At 59.5% G+C, this 19843-nt stretch carries 1 protein-coding gene; it reads left to right on the plus strand.

What is annotated here, in order from left to right:
- The first annotated feature begins 199 nt into the window (after window positions 1-199).
- Window positions 200-19834, plus strand: a complete 19635-nt coding sequence (locus ACQK2G_RS05700; RefSeq protein ID WP_425404060.1) for a VCBS domain-containing protein — start codon at window positions 200-202, stop codon at window positions 19832-19834.
- Window positions 19835-19843 lie beyond the last annotated feature (9 nt).

The following is a 19843-nucleotide window of genomic DNA, read 5'->3' on the forward strand; positions in this document are numbered from 1 at the left end:
GGCGATAGTAACACGCGCCGACGGCAGCGTGGTCCCAGTTGAAGTCGGGACGCAGATTTACCAGAATGATCTTCTCCAAACGTCGGCGACCGGCCAGATAAAAGTTACCTTCGCAGATGGCAGCCAGATTGGCTTGACCGAGAATGGCGAAGTTACCGTCAACGAATTCGTTTATCAGCCCGGTGGCGGTGGCGACTCGATGTCCCTCGAACTTGTTCGGGGGCTTTTTTCTTTTGGTTCCGGCGATATCGCGAAGTCAGGCGATGGCGCGATGGAAATCGAGACACCTGTTGCAACGATTGGTGTGCGCGGAACGAGTGGCCTTGTTCAAATTCGCGGGGAAGGGGGGGACAATTTCTTTATTCTGCTACCCGACCAGCCTGGCCCCGATGGGACTGTTGTCGTCGGTGAATTTACTGTCACCACGCAAGCCGGGACCAGTGTTCTAACCGAACCCCTGAACGGTGTATCGGTGCAGTTCAGCAACAGCCCTCCTCAAGAACGTGTGTTCTCATTGGAGCAGATTCGCACCATTGTTCAGGGCGTTGAAGGTATTCTGACGACGGCGATTTCGGCCATTGAAGAGTTCATCGAATCCAGTCGGGAAAATGATTCTGGTGAGGACTCCGACGGTACGGGTGATAGCCCTGGCGATGGCGGTGAAGGCGGTGGGGGTGGTGGCGACGGTGACGGGGCCCCGGATCAAACCGATGGAGATGGCTCGACCGATAGCGGTCAAGCTCCGGTCGAGCAGAGCTTGCAGGACACAGCGGCTGTCGATCTGTTGGAAGCAGACCCGGTACCAGAACCGGAACTGGGCCCTGAACCTATAGAAGCCCTTGATGACGGGGCGCCGGACGATTTGGCTGTTGAAGAGGGTGAGGGCGAAGAACTGGGGCTGGCCTCGGGTGAGAACACGGGCCCCGCCATTGCCGCTTTCGGCGAGGAAATCGATCTCGGCGACGCTCCGGTGTTTGGGGAGCCAAGCGCATCGGATGACAATGCTGTCGAAGCCGAGGCGGAAGTTTCGGAGCAAACTGTACAAAACCTCCAATCGGGCCCCCCATTGTCCTTTACCCCGGTTGTCGCTCTTGCCAATTTAGCGCCCTTGACCGCACCGTCGGGGACGCAAATTGGCACACCGGGAGGAAACCCCGGAGGGACAATTACACCGATCGTTTCGGCGCCTGTAGACACGACCGTTCCGGTGATCCCGGCTTCAGTGGCGCCTCCCCCGGCGCCGGACCCAATCACCGGACTTTCGACGGGCACGACGGTTGAGGACGGTTTGCTCAGTGTTGGGGGATCGCTGGTTTTTTCAGGCGCTGTTCTCGGTCAGCCATCTTTTGCCGCCGGGACGCAATCGAACTCGTTCGGCAGTTTTGAGATCGACGGTGACGGAAATTGGACATTCACCCTCGACAACGGTTCGAGCGACGTGCAGTCGCTCGCTGCCGGTCAAACCGAGACCACTATCTTCACCGTCTCTTCCGCGAACGGATCCGCCACACAGGACGTTGTGCTGACTATTCAAGGCACGAACGATCAGCCGGCAGACATTGCCGAGGGAAGTTTCACCGTTTCGGAAGCGTCCGCCGTTGGTGATGTAGTTGGTGCTGCCACGGTGGAGGACCCCGACGTAGGCGATTCTCACGTCTTTTCGCTGGTCGATGACGCGGACGGCCGTTTCAGTATAGACGGCGATACAGGCGTGATACGTGTCGCGTCTCCTTTGGATGCGGAAGCCCAAACGTCTCATACAATTCAGATCCAAGGCGTTGATGAAGGGGGCCTCAGCAATATCTGGGTTCGGACCGTCGAAGTTACGGATGCGAATGACGTCGCTGTCTTTGGCGGTACGACGTCCGGCGCCGTTTCGGAAGATGCTGCGGCACAGGTCAACGGGACCTTGACCATCTTCGATCAGGATGTGGGCGAATCCACGGTTCAGCCGATCACGGATCAAGCGGGAACGTTCGGCAGTTTCTCGGTCGATGCCGTAGGGAATTGGACCTACGACCTGGACAGCGCTGCGCCAGCTGTGCAGGCCCTCGCGGCTGGCGAAACGCAGACCGACAGTTTTGAGGTGACATCCGCGGACGGTTCGGCGACCCAGACGGTTACCGTGACGATCACTGGTACGAACGACGTGCCGGTCCTGGGGGGCGTGGCAACCGATGATTTGACGGAAGGATCGGCACAGCAGGCGACAGGCACGTTGACGGTTGTGGATGCGGATGCCGGCCAATCCGCTTTCCAGCCGATCACGAATCAAGCCGGTGCCTTCGGCAGTTTCTCGGTCGACGCGTCGGGTGTCTGGACCTACGACTTGGACAACGGTTCGGCCTCGGTTCAGGCGTTGACGGTTGGTCAGCAGGTCACCGACAGTTTCACGGTGACTTCCGCCGATGGCACGGCAACGGAATCCGTCACGGTGACGATCACCGGCACGAACGATGTGCCCGTCTTCGGTGGTACGACGAACGGCGACGTTACCGAAGACACCACACTGCAAACGACCGGCACACTGACCATAGCGGACGCAGATGCAGGTCAATCGACGGTTCAACCGATTGCAGGCCAGGCCGGAACGTTCGGCAGCTTCAGTGTCGATGTGGCAGGCAACTGGACCTACGATCTGGACAACGGCGCAGCTTCGGTTCAGGCGTTGACGGTCGGTCAGCAGGTCACTGACAGTTTCACGGTGACCTCCGCCGATGGCACGGCAACGGAAACTGTCACGGTGGCGATCACCGGCACGAACGATGTGCCCGTCTTCGGCGGTACGACGAGCGGTGCTGTTACCGAGGAGACGACCCTTCAGGCCACCGGTACGTTGACCATCGCCGATACGGATATCGGCGAGAGTTTAATCCAGCCGATTGCGGGCCAGGCCGGGACCTTCGGCAGCTTCAGTGTCGATGCATCGGGCGACTGGACCTATGACCTCGACAATGGCGCAGCCTCGGTTCAGGCCCTGACCGACGGTCAGCAGGTAACGGACAGTTTCACCGTCACTTCCGCCGATGGCACGACGACGGAAACGGTGACGGTCACGATCACCGGCACGAACGACGTGCCGGTCTTCAGCGGGACGACCGCCGGCGATGTCACAGAGGATACGACTCTTCAGGCCACCGGCACGCTGGCCATCGCGGACGCGGATGCAGGTCAGTCGACGGTTCAACCGATTGCAGGCCAGGCCGGTACCTTCGGCAGCTTCAGTGTCGATGTGGCGGGTAACTGGACCTACGATCTGGACAATGGGTCGGCTTCGGTTCAGGCCCTGACCGACGGTCAGCAGGTAACGGACAGTTTCACCGTCACTTCCGCCGATGGCACGACGACGGAAACGGTGACGGTCACGATCACCGGCACGAACGACGTGCCAGTCTTTGGCGGCACGACCACCGGCGCTGTTACCGAAGACACGACTCTTCAGACCACCGGCACGCTGACCATCGCGGACGCGGATGCGGGGCAGTCGACGGTTCATCCGATTGCAGGCCAGGCCGGTACCTTCGGCAGTTTCAGTGTCGATGTAGCGGGTAACTGGACCTACGATCTGGACAACGGGGCGGCTCCGGTTCAGGCCCTGACCGACGGTCAGCAGGTGACTGATAGCTTCACTGTGACCTCCGTCGATGGCGCGGCTACGGAAACCGTCACAGTGACGATCACCGGCACGAATGACGTACCGGTATTCGGCGGTACCGCCAGCGGCGACGTCACAGAGGATACGACCCTTCAGGCCACCGGTACGTTGACCATCGCGGATGCGGATGGAGGTCAATCGACGATCCAGCCTATCGTGGGCCAGGCCGGGACCTTCGGCAGTTTCAGTGTCGATGCCGCCGGCAGTTGGACCTATGATCTGGACAACGGGTCGGCCTCGGTTCAGGCCCTGACGGACGGTCAGCAGGTCACCGACAGTTTCACGGTGACCTCCGCCGATGGCACGGCGACGGAAACGGTCACAGTGACGATCACCGGCACGAATGACGTACCGGTATTCGGCGGTACCGCCAGCGGCGACGTCACGGAAGACACCACGTTGCAAACGACCGGCACACTGACCATCGCGGATGCGGATGCGGGTCAATTGACGGTTCAACCGATTGCGGGCCAGGCCGGTACCTTCGGCAGTTTCAGTGTCGATGCATCGGGCAACTGGACCTACGACCTGGACAATGACGCAGCCTCGGTTCAGGCCCTGACCGACGGTCAGCAGGTAACGGACAGCTTCACCGTCACATCCGCCGATGGCACGGCGACGGAAACCGTAACGGTCACGGTCACGGGCACGAATGACGCGCCAATCCTCGGCGGAGACACGACCGGGAATGTTTCCGAAGACACGGTCTTGCAGGCCACGGGTACGTTGACCGTTTCCGACGTGGATGCGGGCGAGGCAGCCTTTACGCCAGTCACCGGTCAGCAAGGCACGTTCGGGAGTTTCAGCGTCGACGTCGCAGGGAAATGGACATACGACCTCGACAACGCTTGTAGCTCCGTGCAGGCCCTGTCGGACACTCAGCAGGTCACAGACAGTTTCACTGTCTTTTCTGCCGATGGAACGGCATCCCAGACAGTCACGGTAACGATAGCCGGGGGCAACGATTCTCCCGAATTGACATCCCAGATCAGTGACCAGTCTGCGACGGAGGCGTCGCTCTTCACAGCGGATGTTTCTGGCAATTTCGCTGACGTGGATTTGGGCGACAGCCTTACCTTCTCTGCATCGGGGCTACCTGACGGGCTGTCCATCGATCCTGTTTCCGGCGTGATCTCCGGGACGCCGGCGAATACGGCAGTTGGCATCGCGACGGTTGCCGTTACCGCGACGGATGAGAGCAATGCGGCGGTCTCTGATGTATTCGACATATTCGTCAGCGGCGCGGGACCGCAGGTTCTCACCGGAACCTCAGGGAACGACGCCATAGAAGGCGGCACCGGCGACGATCAGATCACCGGCCTTGGCGGCGACGATACGTTGGACGGTTTCATCGGGAACGATACGCTTTCCGGCGGTGAGGGCGCGGACACACTGATCGGCGGCGATGGCAGTGACCTGCTTATCGGCGGCAGCGGCGATGACAGCCTGGATGGCGGTTCGGGGACGGACACTTTCGTTTTCGGACCCGGCTCCGGCGTCGATACCGTATCTAACTTCGCCCTTGGAACGGATGTTATCGATCTTCAGGCGTATGGCTTCAACAGCACGTCCGACTTCAGCATCACGGACGATGGGTTCGGGAACGCGCTGCTCGACTTCGGCGGCGGAGCCTCGGCGACTTTAATCGGAATAACCGCGGCGAGCCTCGACGACAGCAGTTTCAATTTCGAGCCGGATGCCGAGGCGAGCATCCCCGTGTTGATTGTGTCGGCGGCATCGGGGGATGAAGATACCGACATCGCCCTCACGATTAACGCCAGTCTTGTGGATACCGATGGCTCCGAAACGCTTACCGTTGAGGTAAGTGGAGTTCCATCCGGGGCGCAGTTGTCGGCGGGATCGGACACCGGCGGCGGCGTTTGGTTGCTGCAGGCAGCCGAACTTTCCGGCCTGACTATCCGCCCGCCTGCGGACTCGAATTCTGACTTTTCCTTGACGGTAACCGCGACGTCGCTGGAGGCGAACGGTGGCGCGACGAACTCGTCAAGTGACACCATCGCGGTCACGGTCAATGCCGTTAACGACCCGGCATCGATCTCCGGCGCCGTTTCCGGGGCGGTCAATGAAGATGGGTCGCTAACGACGTCCGGCGCATTGAGCGTTACGGATCCAGATTCCGGCGAAACGACAATCCAGCCGATCACGGATCAGGCAGGCAGTTTCGGCAGTTTCTCGATCAATGCGGCAGGCAACTGGACCTACGATCTGGACAACGGCGCAGCTTCGGTTCAGGCGTTGACGGTCGGTCAGCAGGTCACTGACAGTTTCACGGTGACCTCCGCCGATGGCACGGCAACGGAAACTGTCACGGTGACGATCACCGGCACGAACGATGTGCCCGTCTTCGGCGGTACGACGAGCGGTGCTGTTACCGAGGAGACGACCCTTCAGGCCACCGGTACGTTGACCATCGCCGATACGGATATCGGCGAGAGTTTAATCCAGCCGATTGCGGGCCAGGCCGGGACCTTCGGCAGCTTCAGTGTCGATGCATCGGGCAACTGGACCTATGACCTCGACAATGGCGCAGCCTCGGTTCAGGACCTGACCGACGGTCAGCAGGTAACGGACAGTTTCACCGTCACTTCCGCCGATGGCACGACGACGGAAACGGTGACGGTCACGATCACCGGCACGAACGACGTGCCGGTCTTTGGCGGCACGACCACCGGCGCCGTTACCGAAGACACGACTCTTCAGACCACAGGCACGCTAACCATTGCTGACGCGGATGCAGGTGAGACAACGATTCAACCGATTGCGAGCCAGGTCGGGACCTTCGGCAGCTTCAGTGTGGATGCGGCAGGCAACTGGATCTATGACCTCGACAATGGCGCAGCCTCGGTTCAGGCCCTGACCGACGGTCAACAAGTAACCGACAGTTTCACGGTCACGTCTGCTGATGGCACGGCGACGGAAACAGTGACGGTAACGATCACCGGCACGAACGATGTGCCGATATTCGGCGGTACGACCGCCGGCGATGTCACAGAGGATACGACTCTTCAGGCCACCGGCACGCTGACCATCGCGGACGCGGATGCGGGGCAGTCGACGGTTCATCCGATTGCAGGCCAGGCCGGTACCTTCGGCAGTTTCAGTGTCGATGCATCGGGCAACTGGACCTACGATCTGGACAACGGCGCGGCTCCGGTTCAGGCCCTGACCGACGGTCAGCAGGTGACTGATAGCTTCACTGTGACCTCCGTCGATGGCGCGGCTACGGAAACCGTCACAGTGACGATCACCGGCACGAATGACGTACCGGTATTCGGCGGTACCGCCAGCGGCGACGTCACAGAGGATACGACCCTTCAGGCCACCGGTACGTTGACCATCGCGGATGCGGATGGAGGTCAATCGACGATCCAGCCTATCGTGGGCCAGGCCGGGACCTTCGGCAGTTTCAGTGTCGATGCCGCCGGCAGTTGGACCTATGATCTGGACAACGGGTCGGCCTCGGTTCAGGCCCTGACGGACGGTCAGCAGGTCACCGACAGTTTCACGGTGACCTCCGCCGATGGCACGGCGACGGAAACGGTCACAGTGACGATCACCGGCACGAATGACGTACCGGTATTCGGCGGTACCGCCAGCGGCGACGTCACAGAGGATACGACCCTTCAGGCCACCGGTACGTTGACCATCGCGGATGCGGATGGAGGTCAATCGACGATCCAGCCTATCGTGGGCCAGGCCGGGACCTTCGGCAGTTTCAGTGTCGATGCCGCCGGCAGTTGGACCTATGATCTGGACAACGGGTCGGCCTCGGTTCAGGCCCTGACGGACGGTCAGCAGGTCACCGACAGTTTCACGGTGACCTCCGCCGATGGCACGGCGACGGAAACGGTCACAGTGACGATCACCGGCACGAATGACGTACCGGTATTCGGCGGTACCGCCAGCGGCGACGTCACGGAAGACACCACGTTGCAAACGACCGGCACACTGACCATCGCGGATGCGGATGCGGGTCAATCGACGGTCCAGCCGATCGCGGGCCAGGCCGGGACCTTCGGCAGCTTCAGCGTCGATGCGGCGGGGAACTGGACCTATGATTTGGACAACGGCTCGGCCTCGGTCCAGGCGCTGACGAACGGTCAGCAGGTCACGGACAGTTTCACGGTCACCTCCGCGGATGGCACGGCGACGGAAACCGTGACGGTGACGATCACCGGTACGAACGATGTGCCGGCATTCGGCGGCACCACCGCCGGCGCTGTTACCGAGGACACGACTCTTCAGACCACAGGCACGCTGACCATCGCGGATGCGGATACGGGTCAATCGGCGGTCCAACCGATCGCAGGCCAGGCCGGGACCTTCGGTAGTTTCAGCGTCGATGCGGCGGGGAACTGGACCTATGACCTCGACAACGGGTCGGCCTCCGTCCAGGCGCTGACGGACGGTCAACAGGTCACGGACAGCTTCACGGTTACCTCCGCCGATGGCGCGGCGACGGAAACCGTGACGGTGACGATCACCGGTACGAACGATGTGCCGGCATTCGGCGGCACCACCGCCGGCGCTGTTACCGAGGACACGACTCTTCAGACCACAGGCACGCTGACCATCACGGATGCGGATACGGGTCAATCGACAGTTCAACCGATCGCGGGGCAGGCCGGGACCTTCGGTAGTTTCAGCGTCGATGCGGCGGGGAACTGGACCTATGACCTCGACAACGGGTCGGCCTCGGTTCAAGCCCTGACGGACGGCCAGCAGGTAACGGACAGCTTCACGGTTACCTCCGCCGATGGCACGGCGACGGAAACGGTCACGGTGACGATCACTGGCGCGAATGACGTACCGGTCTTCGGCGGTACGACCACCGGCGACGTCGCAGAGGATACGACCCTTCAGGCCACCGGCACGCTGACCATCGCGGACGCGGATGCCGGCCAATCGACGGTTCAGCCAATTGCGGGCCAGACAGGCAGTTTCGGCAGCTTCTCAATCGATGCCGCAGGCAACTGGACTTACGACCTGGATAACGTGAACCCGGCGGTGCAGGCGTTGGCAGGCGGCGAGACGCTGACCGATAGTTTCACGGTCACCTCGTCTGACGGCACGGAAACGCAGTCGGTCGTCGTCACGGTCACAGGAACGAATGACGCGCCGACCTTGACGGCAGCAATTGCAGACGACACGGCGACCGAGGGGACATTTTTCTCGCTCGATGTGTCGGGCAATTTTGAGGATGTCGACGCATCCGATACGTTGGTTTTCTCCGCGACCGGGCTGCCGAGCGGCCTGACCATCGACCAGAATTCAGGTGTGATCAGCGGAACGCCGGCTATCGGTACAATCGGCCTTGCAACCGTCATCGTCACTGCCGCCGTGTTCGGCGACCCCCTGCAAACGATCTCGGACAGTTTCGATATCGTCGTCTCAGCCGCATCGGGACAGACACTGACGGGCGATGCCAACGCCAACACTCTCAGCGGCGCATCCGGAAATGACACGATCTCCGGCGCCGCGGGGGATGATATCCTAAGCGGCGGCCTTGGGAACGACGATATCGACGGCGGCGCCGACAACGATACCATCGACGATGGCGGCGGTGACGACATAGTACAAGGCGGTCTTGGCAGCGACACCATTGTCGCGGGCGGCGGCACCGACAGTTTCATCGCGGGAACCAATGCCGATGTCGATGGCGACGATGCGGATGTCGATACGCTGAGCTATGAGAACGCCGGGTCGGCGGTCGATATCCAGGTCGATACCGTCGATCCCGAACTGGCGACGATCACGGGTTTCGGTGGAACCGATACGGCCGAAGGATTCGACGTATATGTCGGTTCCGCCTTCGACGATACCATGACCGGCGGGTCGCTTTCGGAGACCTTCGTCGGTGGCGACGGCGCGGATACGATCCAGGGCAATGGCGGAAACGATGTCCTGATCGGCGGAGCCGGCGATGACGTATACATCTGGGCCGCGAATGACGGTTTCGACGAAATCCGATCCGATGGGGATGCGGGCGGCCAGGACGTCATTCAGATACTGGGGTCGGAATACAGCCTGACCTTCGACTGGACGGTTACCGACTTCATTGTCGGGGTAACCAGCGATTCCAGCTTCGACTTCAATCTTGGCGGCGCGTTGATCCTGAAGGATGCGCGGATCAGCAACGATAGCTTCGCGTTCATCGAAGCGAATACGTCTCTAAACAGTTTCTGGTCGAACGACGGCGGCAATTCCCGCCTGACGTTTACGAGCGGCGTTACCGGCACCGATCAGGGCGCCATTACCGAGGTGATTTTGGGGACCTCGGGCGACGACGTCATGACGGCGAGCGGCGGCTATCTTGACTTCGCGTATGGGGACACTGGCGACGACATCATTCAGAGCGACGGGACGACGCAAGCCTTTCGCGCTCGGGGCGGTTCGGGGATGGATACCATCGTCGCCTCGACCAGCGCGGACCGGGACAATCTTCAAGGGGGCAGTTTCAACGCCGATACGTTTGTCTTTGACATCGGCACCGGCGATGACGAGATCACCGATTTCGAAATGGATTTCGACCGCATCGATGTCAGCAATTTCGGGATCACTGATTTTTCAGGCGTCCAGGCGATCTTGTCCAATGACGGCGACGGCGATGCGATTCTGGAATTCGGTGGAGGCGACCGTGCTGAGGTCCGCAATGTATCCGCATCCCAACTGCAGTCCGCGAACTTTATCTATTCCGACGGTTCCGGCGGACGAACGGCCGACGGTCAGACCTTTACCGATACGGGCGGCGCTGACACGTTTATCAGCACGACAGGTGATGACACCTTTATCGGCGGTACCGGCAATGACGTCTATCGCTGGTCCATCGGGGACGGCTTCGACACGATCCTGGCGACCGGAGACAACGGGGGGCGCGATGTTGTTGAAATCCAGGGGTCATTTTACGACGTAGACTTTGATTGGGACGAAACGGACTTCTACATCGGCGGTGTGCTGAATCCAGGCGCCAGTTATATCGATGCGGGGGGCGTCATCCGGGTCAAGGACTTCCGCCTTGGTCAGGACAGCGTCGACTATGTCGAAATCGATACGGGAGACAATAATTCCTTCTGGTCCAGCGCCGGCGGCAATTCACGCTTCTATCTGACCGCCGGCCTTGTCGGCGAAGACCAGGGCGATTTCACCGAGGTTTTGATCGGGACCAGCGCCGACGACGTCATTACCGGCGGCGGTGGACATCTTGACTTCATTTTCGGGCAGGACGGTGACGATACGATCAGCGTCTCGAACGGCACGCGTGGCTTCCTATCTGGCGACGACGGCAATGACACATTGCTGGGCGCGGATCAGAACGACGATTTCCGCGGCCGCCAGGGTGACGATTTCATCGATGGTGGGGACGGCTTCGACCGCATGCGCTATGACCGCGATCAGGGCAGCGGAGCGGTTACGGTCAACCTCTCAAGCGTTGAGCGGAACGGACAGGCCGCCGGGACGGCGACCGACAGCCACGGCGATACCGACACGCTGATATCCATCGAGGAAGTGCGCGGGACCGAGCAGGGCGACACGTTCTTCGGCTCCACCGGCGACGAGACGATCCGCGGCCGAGGCGGCGATGACAATATCGAAGGCGGTGGCGGCAACGACAGCCTACGTGGCGATGGCGGCAACGACACCATCGTGGCCGGCGACGGCGATGATTTCATCGACGGTGGAAGTGGCAATGACACCATAACCGCTGGTGGTGGTTCCGATTTCATCCAATCTGGGTTCGGAAGTGATGTGATCGATGGCGGTGACGACTTCGATCAGATCAGTTATCGAAACCGGGATTCGGGAATTATCGGCGGTTTTGCTACAGGGACCGTCACCGATGGGACGAGCTCCTTCACGGATACGCTGACGAATATCGAATCCATAAACAGCACCGACTTTGACGATCAGCTTTTTGGGAATGCCGACGACAACGCTTTCCGCAGCTTCTTTGGAAATGACACGATTGACGGCGGAGCCGGACACGATAGAGCGAGTTATGACTTCAGTGATATCACCAATGGGGTCACTATCGACTTGGGTCGTGGGATCGCACAAGAGCGGACCGGCGCTTTCACAGATACGCTGATAAACATTGAGAATATTGAGGGTACAGAGACTGCGGATCTTCTGATTGTCGGCGGCGATGGTACCGCGTCGGGACAAGCGGGCGACGATGTTATTTTGAGTGGAGCCGGTGACGATTTCCTCAGGGGCGATACGTTCGATAACCTCGGCTCGAGCGGGGCTGACATCTTTGGGTTCAAGTTTGGCAGCGGTACCGACACCATATTCGATTTCAACCTTTCTGTTGATCGACTGAGCGTCAGCGGTTTCGGAATCCAGCAATTCTCGGATTTGAGCGGAATTCTCGCGGCGGCGGGAACAGGCGACACCCTGGATTTCGGCAACGGCGACACGATCCAACTTCAGAATGTCGACGCGTCCCAGTTGACGGCCGCGAACTTCGTCCTTCCGACGGTTTTCGTCGGCGATACCAACGGCGAACAGTTCGATGGCACTGCCGGCAACGACTATTTCTCGCCGCAGACGAATAGCTCAAACCCTGACAGTGTCGTTTTTGGAAGCGCCGGGTTCGATACGGTCGACTTTTCCGATCTCGACGTAAGCTTCCTCATCTTAAACTACGGAAGCGATAGCCTGGGGCCAAGCACCACCGTTGCGTCCGTGGATGTCGAAATTTCTTCGGTGAACGGTTTAACGACCGGCATCGTCAGGAAAGACCTCAACGAGAATGGGGTGACGGACGCTGTCGATACGTTGATCAACCTGGAACAACCGGATCTGTTCAACGGTGGCCTAGGATTCTTCGGCACATCAGGTGACGACCGGTTCGAACTGAACTTCCTTGATGAAAATCCATTCGTCCTCCTGCGTGGCATGGAAGGAAATGACACTTTCGTCGGCGGCGTCGGGTTCGAGCGCATCGGCTACGAGGCGGAAAGCGATCAGAACGGCGACGGTGTCGGTGTGATCATCAACCTTTCCGACACCGTACAGACGGTGACGCTGCCGGATACCTCGACCGTCGACGTCGCGGCAATGACCGCATTGGACGCTTTCGGCGACACGGACACCTTCTTGAACCTGGCGGCACTGGACGAATTCCGCGGCACGGAGTTCGATGATTTCTTCTTCGGGTCGGCCGGCGACGATCGTTTCATCGGACGTGCAGGGAATGACGTTTTCGATGGCGCAGACGGGACGGACCTTCTGCGCTACGACCGTGACAACGGGTCTTCAGGGGTCTTCGTGAACCTCTCTTCCGTAGAGCGGGATGGGGTCGCCGCGGACACGGCGACCGATAGCCATGGAGATACCGACACACTCACGAGCATCGAAAACCTGCATGGATCCCTGTTTGGGGATACGCTCATCGGTTCTTCTGTTGAGAACACGATCCGGGCGGGTGCGGGTAACGATATCCTCGAAGGTGGGGGCGGCGCGGATGATCTGCGTGGCGACGATGGCGACGACACGATCACCGGCGGCACTGGAGATGACCAACTCTATGGTGACTCCTTCGGTGGCGATGGCAGCGCCGGATCAGACACCTTCGTTTTTGAAGTGGGGGGCGGGGCCGACTCCATTCAGGACTTCAACCCGTCCTTTGACCGACTGGATGTAAGCGACTTCGGGTTTACGCAGTTCGGCGATCTGTCGGGAATACTTGCGGCCGCCGGCACCGGCGACACGCTTGATTTCGGTTCGGGCGACAGTGTCCATTTCAATGGGATCGATGTCTCGCAACTGAGCGCAAGCAACTTTGTTTTTGCAGCGGGCGGCGGCGGATCCTTCTTAGTCGGTACCGCGTCGGCCGAAACGCTTGCCGGCGGTGTCGAGGACGACACACTTCAGGGATTGGGCGGCGACGATACGCTTATCGGCAACGAGGGCAACGACACATATCTGTGGTCGCTGAACGACGGCTTCGATCAGGTTCTCGCCACCAACGATGCCGGCGGTCAGGACGTGATCCAAATCCAAGGAACGCATTACGATCTCAATTGGAGCTGGACCGATACCGACTTCATCGTCGGTATTGCCGTCGACGGAAACTACAACTTCGACGATGCCGGAGGGAACATCACCCTGACGGATGCCCGCATTAGCGACGATAGCGTCGCCTATATGGAAGCCGATGTGGGCGGCTTCAACCAGTTTTATTCCAATGATGGCGGAAATGCGCGGCTGTTCTATACGCGCGGTCTGACCGGAACCGATCAGGGGCCCTATACGGAAGTGCTGATCGGAACGCTGGCCGGCGACACCATGACGGCCAGCGGCGGCTTCCGGGACTATTTGTTCGGGGATCTCGGCGACGACATCCTGCAAAGCGACGGGACGGTCCCGAATTTCCGTGCGCGCGGCGGTTCGGGAATGGATACGATCATTTCGGGAACCGTGGTCGGCGGGATCGACGATCTGCGCGGACAGGGCGGTGCGGACACTTTCGTCATCCTTCCCGGAAGCGCGGAGCATAGGATTCGGGACTTCAACCTGGGCTTGGACCGGATCGACGTCAGCAATCTCGGCATTACCGATTTCTCAGGCGTTCAGTCCGTCCTCTCCGAGGACTTCGAGGGGGATGCGACCCTTGACTTCGGCGGTGGAAACTTCGTGGAAATCCGCGGAATTTCTCAATCGTCTCTCACGTCGGTCAATTTCATCTATTCCGACGGTTTGGGCGGGCGGACGGCGGATGGCCAGACCTTCACCGATACCGGTGGCGCGGATATCTTTGTCAGCACGACCGGCGACGACACCTTCATCGGGGGCGCGGGGGACGACACCTATCGCTGGTCCGTTGGTGACGGGATCGACACGATCCTGGCGACGGGCGATGTCGGCGGCCGGGACGTTATCGAGATCCAGGGGAGCTTCGACGACTTCACCTTCGACTTCGACGAGCAGGACCTTTACGTCAGCGGTGTCATCGGTGGAGTCGACTTCAACGAATTGGGCGGCACGATCCGTTTGAAGGACTTCCTGTTGGGGCAGGACAGCGTCGATTTCGTCTCGATAGATGCTGGCGCGACTAACAGTTTCTGGTCGAATACCGGCGGCACGTCGCGCGTCTATCTGACTGCGGGCACCGCAGGCGAGAACCAAGGTGACTTCAGCGAGATCATCATCGGAACCTCCGGCAACGACACGATTACCGGCGGGGGCGGTTATCTCGACTTCCTGTTCGGCCGGGATGGAGATGACACACTCAGCGTTGCCATGGGAACACGTGGTTTCCTGCGCGGGGACAATGGTAACGATACGCTTCTTGGCGCCGATCAGAACGACGACCTCAGCGGGCGGCGAGGGGATGACATCTTGAACGGCGGGGACGGGCACGACCGGGTCCGCTACATCCGCGACAACGGTCCCAACGGTGTCGTGGTCAACCTGTCGGATACCGACCGCGATGGACAGGCCGCCGGAACGGCGACGGATGCGCATGGCGATACGGACACGCTGATCTCTATAGAGGAAGTGCAGGGAACTTTCTTCGATGACGTGCTCATAGGGTCCGATCAAGGAGATCGCCTCATCGGCCTTAGCGGTGACGACACGATCGAAGGAGGCGACGGCGACGATGTTATGACCGGCGACGGCGGCGCCGACACCTTCGTCATGACGGCAGGTATCGGGAATGACACGATCACGGATTTCGATACGGCGTCGGATACCCTGGACGTAACCGACCACAATGCGCGCTCGACCGCGGATTTCGGCATTTCCGACATTGACGGCAATGCGGTCCTGACTTTCGCAAGCGGCGCCACGGTGACCTTGGAAGGGGTCGCTTCCGGCGATTTGGGTGGCGGAAACTTTACCTTCTTCACAGATCCGGCCCCCGGCACTGCGGGTGTGGATACCATTACCGGAAGCGACGGCAACGACATTATCCAAGGAAATGGCGGTGACGACGTCCTGATCAGTTCCGGCGGGATGGACACCTATATCTGGGTCGAAGGCGACGGTTTCGACACAATCCAGGTAACTCCAGGCGAGACCAGCCAGGACATTATTGAATTGCGGGCGACCAGCACCCAGGACCTTTTCGACGGCCAAGGGCCACAGGAAATGTTTTACGACTGGAACTTCGAACTCATTGGTAACGACCTTCGGCTCGGCGGGGTTGTCGACGGAAACTACGACTTCAACGATACCGGTGGCGCCATCACGCTGAAGGACTGGAAACTCGGTGAGGACAGCGTCCTATATGTCGAGATCCCGGGTCGTTTCGACGATTTCTACAGCGAAGCGGGCGACGCGAGTCGAGTCTACGTGACCTCCGGGGGGAACGGCACCAACCAAGGCGGCTATATGGAGTTCATCGGCGGTACCGATGGCGCCGATACGATGACGGGCGGGGGCGGTTACCGCGACTATTTCTTCGGCTTCGGCGGGGACGACGTCATCATCGGGTCGCCGGACACGATCAGCGACATGTTCGGTGGGGAAGGCAACGACCAGCTCTTCGGCGGCAATCTCGGTGACGACCTGCGCGGGCTCCAGGGCGACGACACCATGGATGGCGGTGGCGGCGACGACCGCTTGCGTTACAACAACACGGGCGGCAGCGATGGGGTTGCGCTCAATCTGTCGAATGTGTCCCGGACCGTCGATGTCGAAGTCGGAGGGGTTTTAACCCCGGTCTCCGTGGGTGCGGGCAAGGCCCGCGATACGTTCGGCGACACTGACACGCTGTTCAATATTGAAGACGCCCGTGGCTCCGACTTTGCCGATACGCTTATCGGGTCCGATGCAGATAACTTTCTGCGCGGCGGTGGGGGAAATGACGTGATCGAGGGCGGCGCGGGGGACGATATCCTGCGCGGAGAAGGCGGAGACGACGTTCTGATCGGGGGCGATGGGGACGACAGCCTGCAGGCGCGCTCTGGCAACGACACCATGACCGGCGGGGCCGGCGCCGACCGCTTTGAACTGGGAACCCCGGGGCAGAACTATGTGATTACGGATTTCGAATTCGACCTCGATACGATCGAAGCAAATGTAACGGGTATCACAAGTACCTCCGAAGCGATATTCACGGACACGCTGGATGGCTTATTGGTTGATTTCAATGAGGGAACGACTGTCCTTCTGGAAAACCTCACCGTTGCCGATTTCAACGCGACGGGGTTGTCGTTCGACCGGTTCTTTGCACTGAATTTCTTCTTCAATTCGAAGTTAATTGGGACAACAGCGTCGGAGACCCTGGTGGGGCGCGACGCGGACGAGTTCATAACCAGCGAAGGCGGTGGCGATACGATATTCGGGAATGGCGGCGATGATCAGATCAATGGTGACTTCGGGAATGACACGATCTTCGGCGGCGACGGCAATGACGAGCTTTTCGGTGGGGCCGGTACGGATATTCTCGTCGGCGGAGCGGGTGCGGACACCTATTTCGTTAGCGAATTCAACGATACGATCATCATTCGGGCGACGGATGACGATACTGGCGAGGACGTCATCACTGAGTTCGGTGACGATAATTTCCTGGATTTTCATTACGAGGTCGGCATCGACGATATTTCCATCGGACTGTCGAGTTTTAGCAACTCTTTCAACTTGGGCACGGAAGTCGTCCTCGAAGATTTCAGGCTAGGCGCTGACAGTGTTGCCTATTTCGAGAGCAACCGTCTTCAGAGTTACTTTTTCAATCCGAACGATTCCGTGGATGGCCGCGTTTACCTGACGTCTGGAGTGACCGGTGTCGATCAGGGCGATTTTGCCGAACTGGTGGTAGGAACAGATTCAGCCGACACGGTGACCGGCGGCGGCGGCCACTTCGACTTCCTTGAAGGTGCTGGCGGGAACGACATTGTCGATGCCACTGGGTCAGACAACGCAAGACTTAGTGGCGGGTCTGGCGACGATACTCTTATTGCTGACGGCCTCAATGTGACCTTCGTCGGTGGTGAAGGAAACGACACGATTATTCATAGCTCGGGTTTTTCGGCGACATTGGACTATTCGGCGGAAAGCGGGGGCGGTGGGATATTTGCTAACTTCTCAGGCAGCACACAGGGAGGCGTCCTGACGGGCACTGTCGTGGACACGTTCGGGACAGTTGATACGGTGAGTGACGCCGACAATATCTATGGGTCCGACTTCGCCGATACGATTTTCTCTGATGACGAAAACTCTGCAATTCGCGGTTTCGCGGGGAACGATACACTTGTTGGCGGTAGCGGAGATGATTTTCTGGATCCTGGTACCGGAAACGACACGCTGACTGGCGGCGCCGGCAGTGATTTCTTCTCGAACTTGTTCGGCACCAATACGATTACAGACTTCAACACTTCTGAGGACAGGGTCTTCGTGCAGTCCGAAAGTTTTGCTGAAGTCTTGTCTCACATGACACAGCAGGGCTCCGACGTCCTGTTGGACGAAGGTTTCGGCGACACGGTGTTGTTCAAAAATCTCACTATCGCGCAGTTCGGTGAGACGAATTTCAGCTTTTCGGGTTCCGGGACGTTCAACGCAACCGAAGGCGATGATGTTATTAATGGCACTCCAAATAGCGATTTCATCGACGGGCTTGGCGGCAACGACACCATTTCCGGTGGGGATGGCAACGATCAACTGAGCGGGGCTGACGGAGACGACACACTCGATGGGGGCGCGGGGTTGGATTTCTTCACTGGAGATGCGGGGAATGACGTGCTCATTGGCGGGACGTCGAAGGATTCGAATGGCATAGAACAAGGATACGATTCCGTCGATTATTCCGGCGCGTCTTCTGGCATCACGGTCAACATGGTCACCGGCACCGCATTGGACGGGGATGGTGGCACCGATATTCTTGATGGGATTGAGGATGTTATTGGGACGCAGTTCGACGATGTTTTTGTCGGCTCCGATAATGAATTTTGGGAGAGTTTTACGCCAGGATTTGGGAATGACACGGTGTACGGTGGCGGTGGCTACAGCCAGGTTGCTTATTATAATATCACCGGCACTGGCGTCCTTGTGGACATGGAGTTGGGGACGGTCACTGCCCTGAGTGGATCCTTTACCGACACGATCTTCGACATAGACGAGGTTATGGGAACCAATCAGGACGACACCTTCATTGGTGGCTCGGGTGACGACCATTTCCGGCCCGGCGACGGCAACGATATGATCGACGGCGGGGATGGGTTCGACAGGGCGATTTTCACACATTCAAACGACAACGGTGGCATTACCGGTGATTTGGACACCGGGGTCGTGGTCACAAATGACGGACAATATACAACCACAGTAGTCAATATTGAATGGTTGCGTGGATCCAATGCGGACGACAGTTTCTTCGGCGACGACGGCGACAATTGGTTCACTGGCCGACGTGGTTTGGACAGTTTCGACGGTCGTGGCGGCAGTGACTTGGTTGACTTCGCAGGGGACGGCATTAGCGGCGGCACCTCGGCCGTGACGGTCGACTTGGGGGCCGGCACCGCCACGGACGGTTTCGGCAATGTTGAAACCCTTATAAGCATCGAAAGTGTGCGCGGATCCTATAAGGGCGACACCTTGATCGGAGATGGAAACAACAACCTGTTCATCGGCATGTCGGGGAACGATACAATTTCCGGCGGCGGCGGATCGGACACCGTCTCCTTCGAGAGCGACTTCAATCTGTTCGGCGAAAGTCAGGACTTCCTGGGCGATTCCGGGGTGTTTGTCGACTTGGCTACGCAGACCGCCATCGACGGCTATGGCGATACGGACACGCTGTCCTCGATCGAAAACGCCATTGGAACGAAGTACGAGGACACTCTGCTGGGGAGTGCGGACGCCAACACCCTGACCGGCGGGGAGGGGGCCGACACATTGACCGGTGGCGCCGGGGCGGATCTGTTCCGCTATGCGACCTTGACGGATGCGCCGAACGGCGGTGGCGACGTGATTACGGATTTTGACGCATCCGGCGTGGACAAGATCTTCCTGGACGGATTGCTGTCGGGCACTTTCAGCTTTGTCGGCGCGGAAACGGTCGATTTCACAGGCGGCGGAAATTCATCCGCGCGGTTCAACGACACGACGGACTTGCTGGAGGTGGATGCCGATGGCGACGGTTCCGGCGACCTGCAGATGACCTTGGCCAATGTCAGCGCGAGTGACTTGGACGAAACGGATTTCCACGTGACCTGAACGGGTGAT

Source organism: Hwanghaeella sp., assembly GCF_965227365.1.
Taxonomy (GTDB): domain Bacteria; phylum Pseudomonadota; class Alphaproteobacteria; order UBA8366; family Aestuariispiraceae; genus Hwanghaeella.

Coding starts and splice junctions, on each gene's coding strand:
- ACQK2G_RS05700 (WP_425404060.1), top strand. CDS start 200: ATGTCCCTCGAACTTGTTCGGGGGCTTTTTTCTTTTGGTTCCGGCGAT.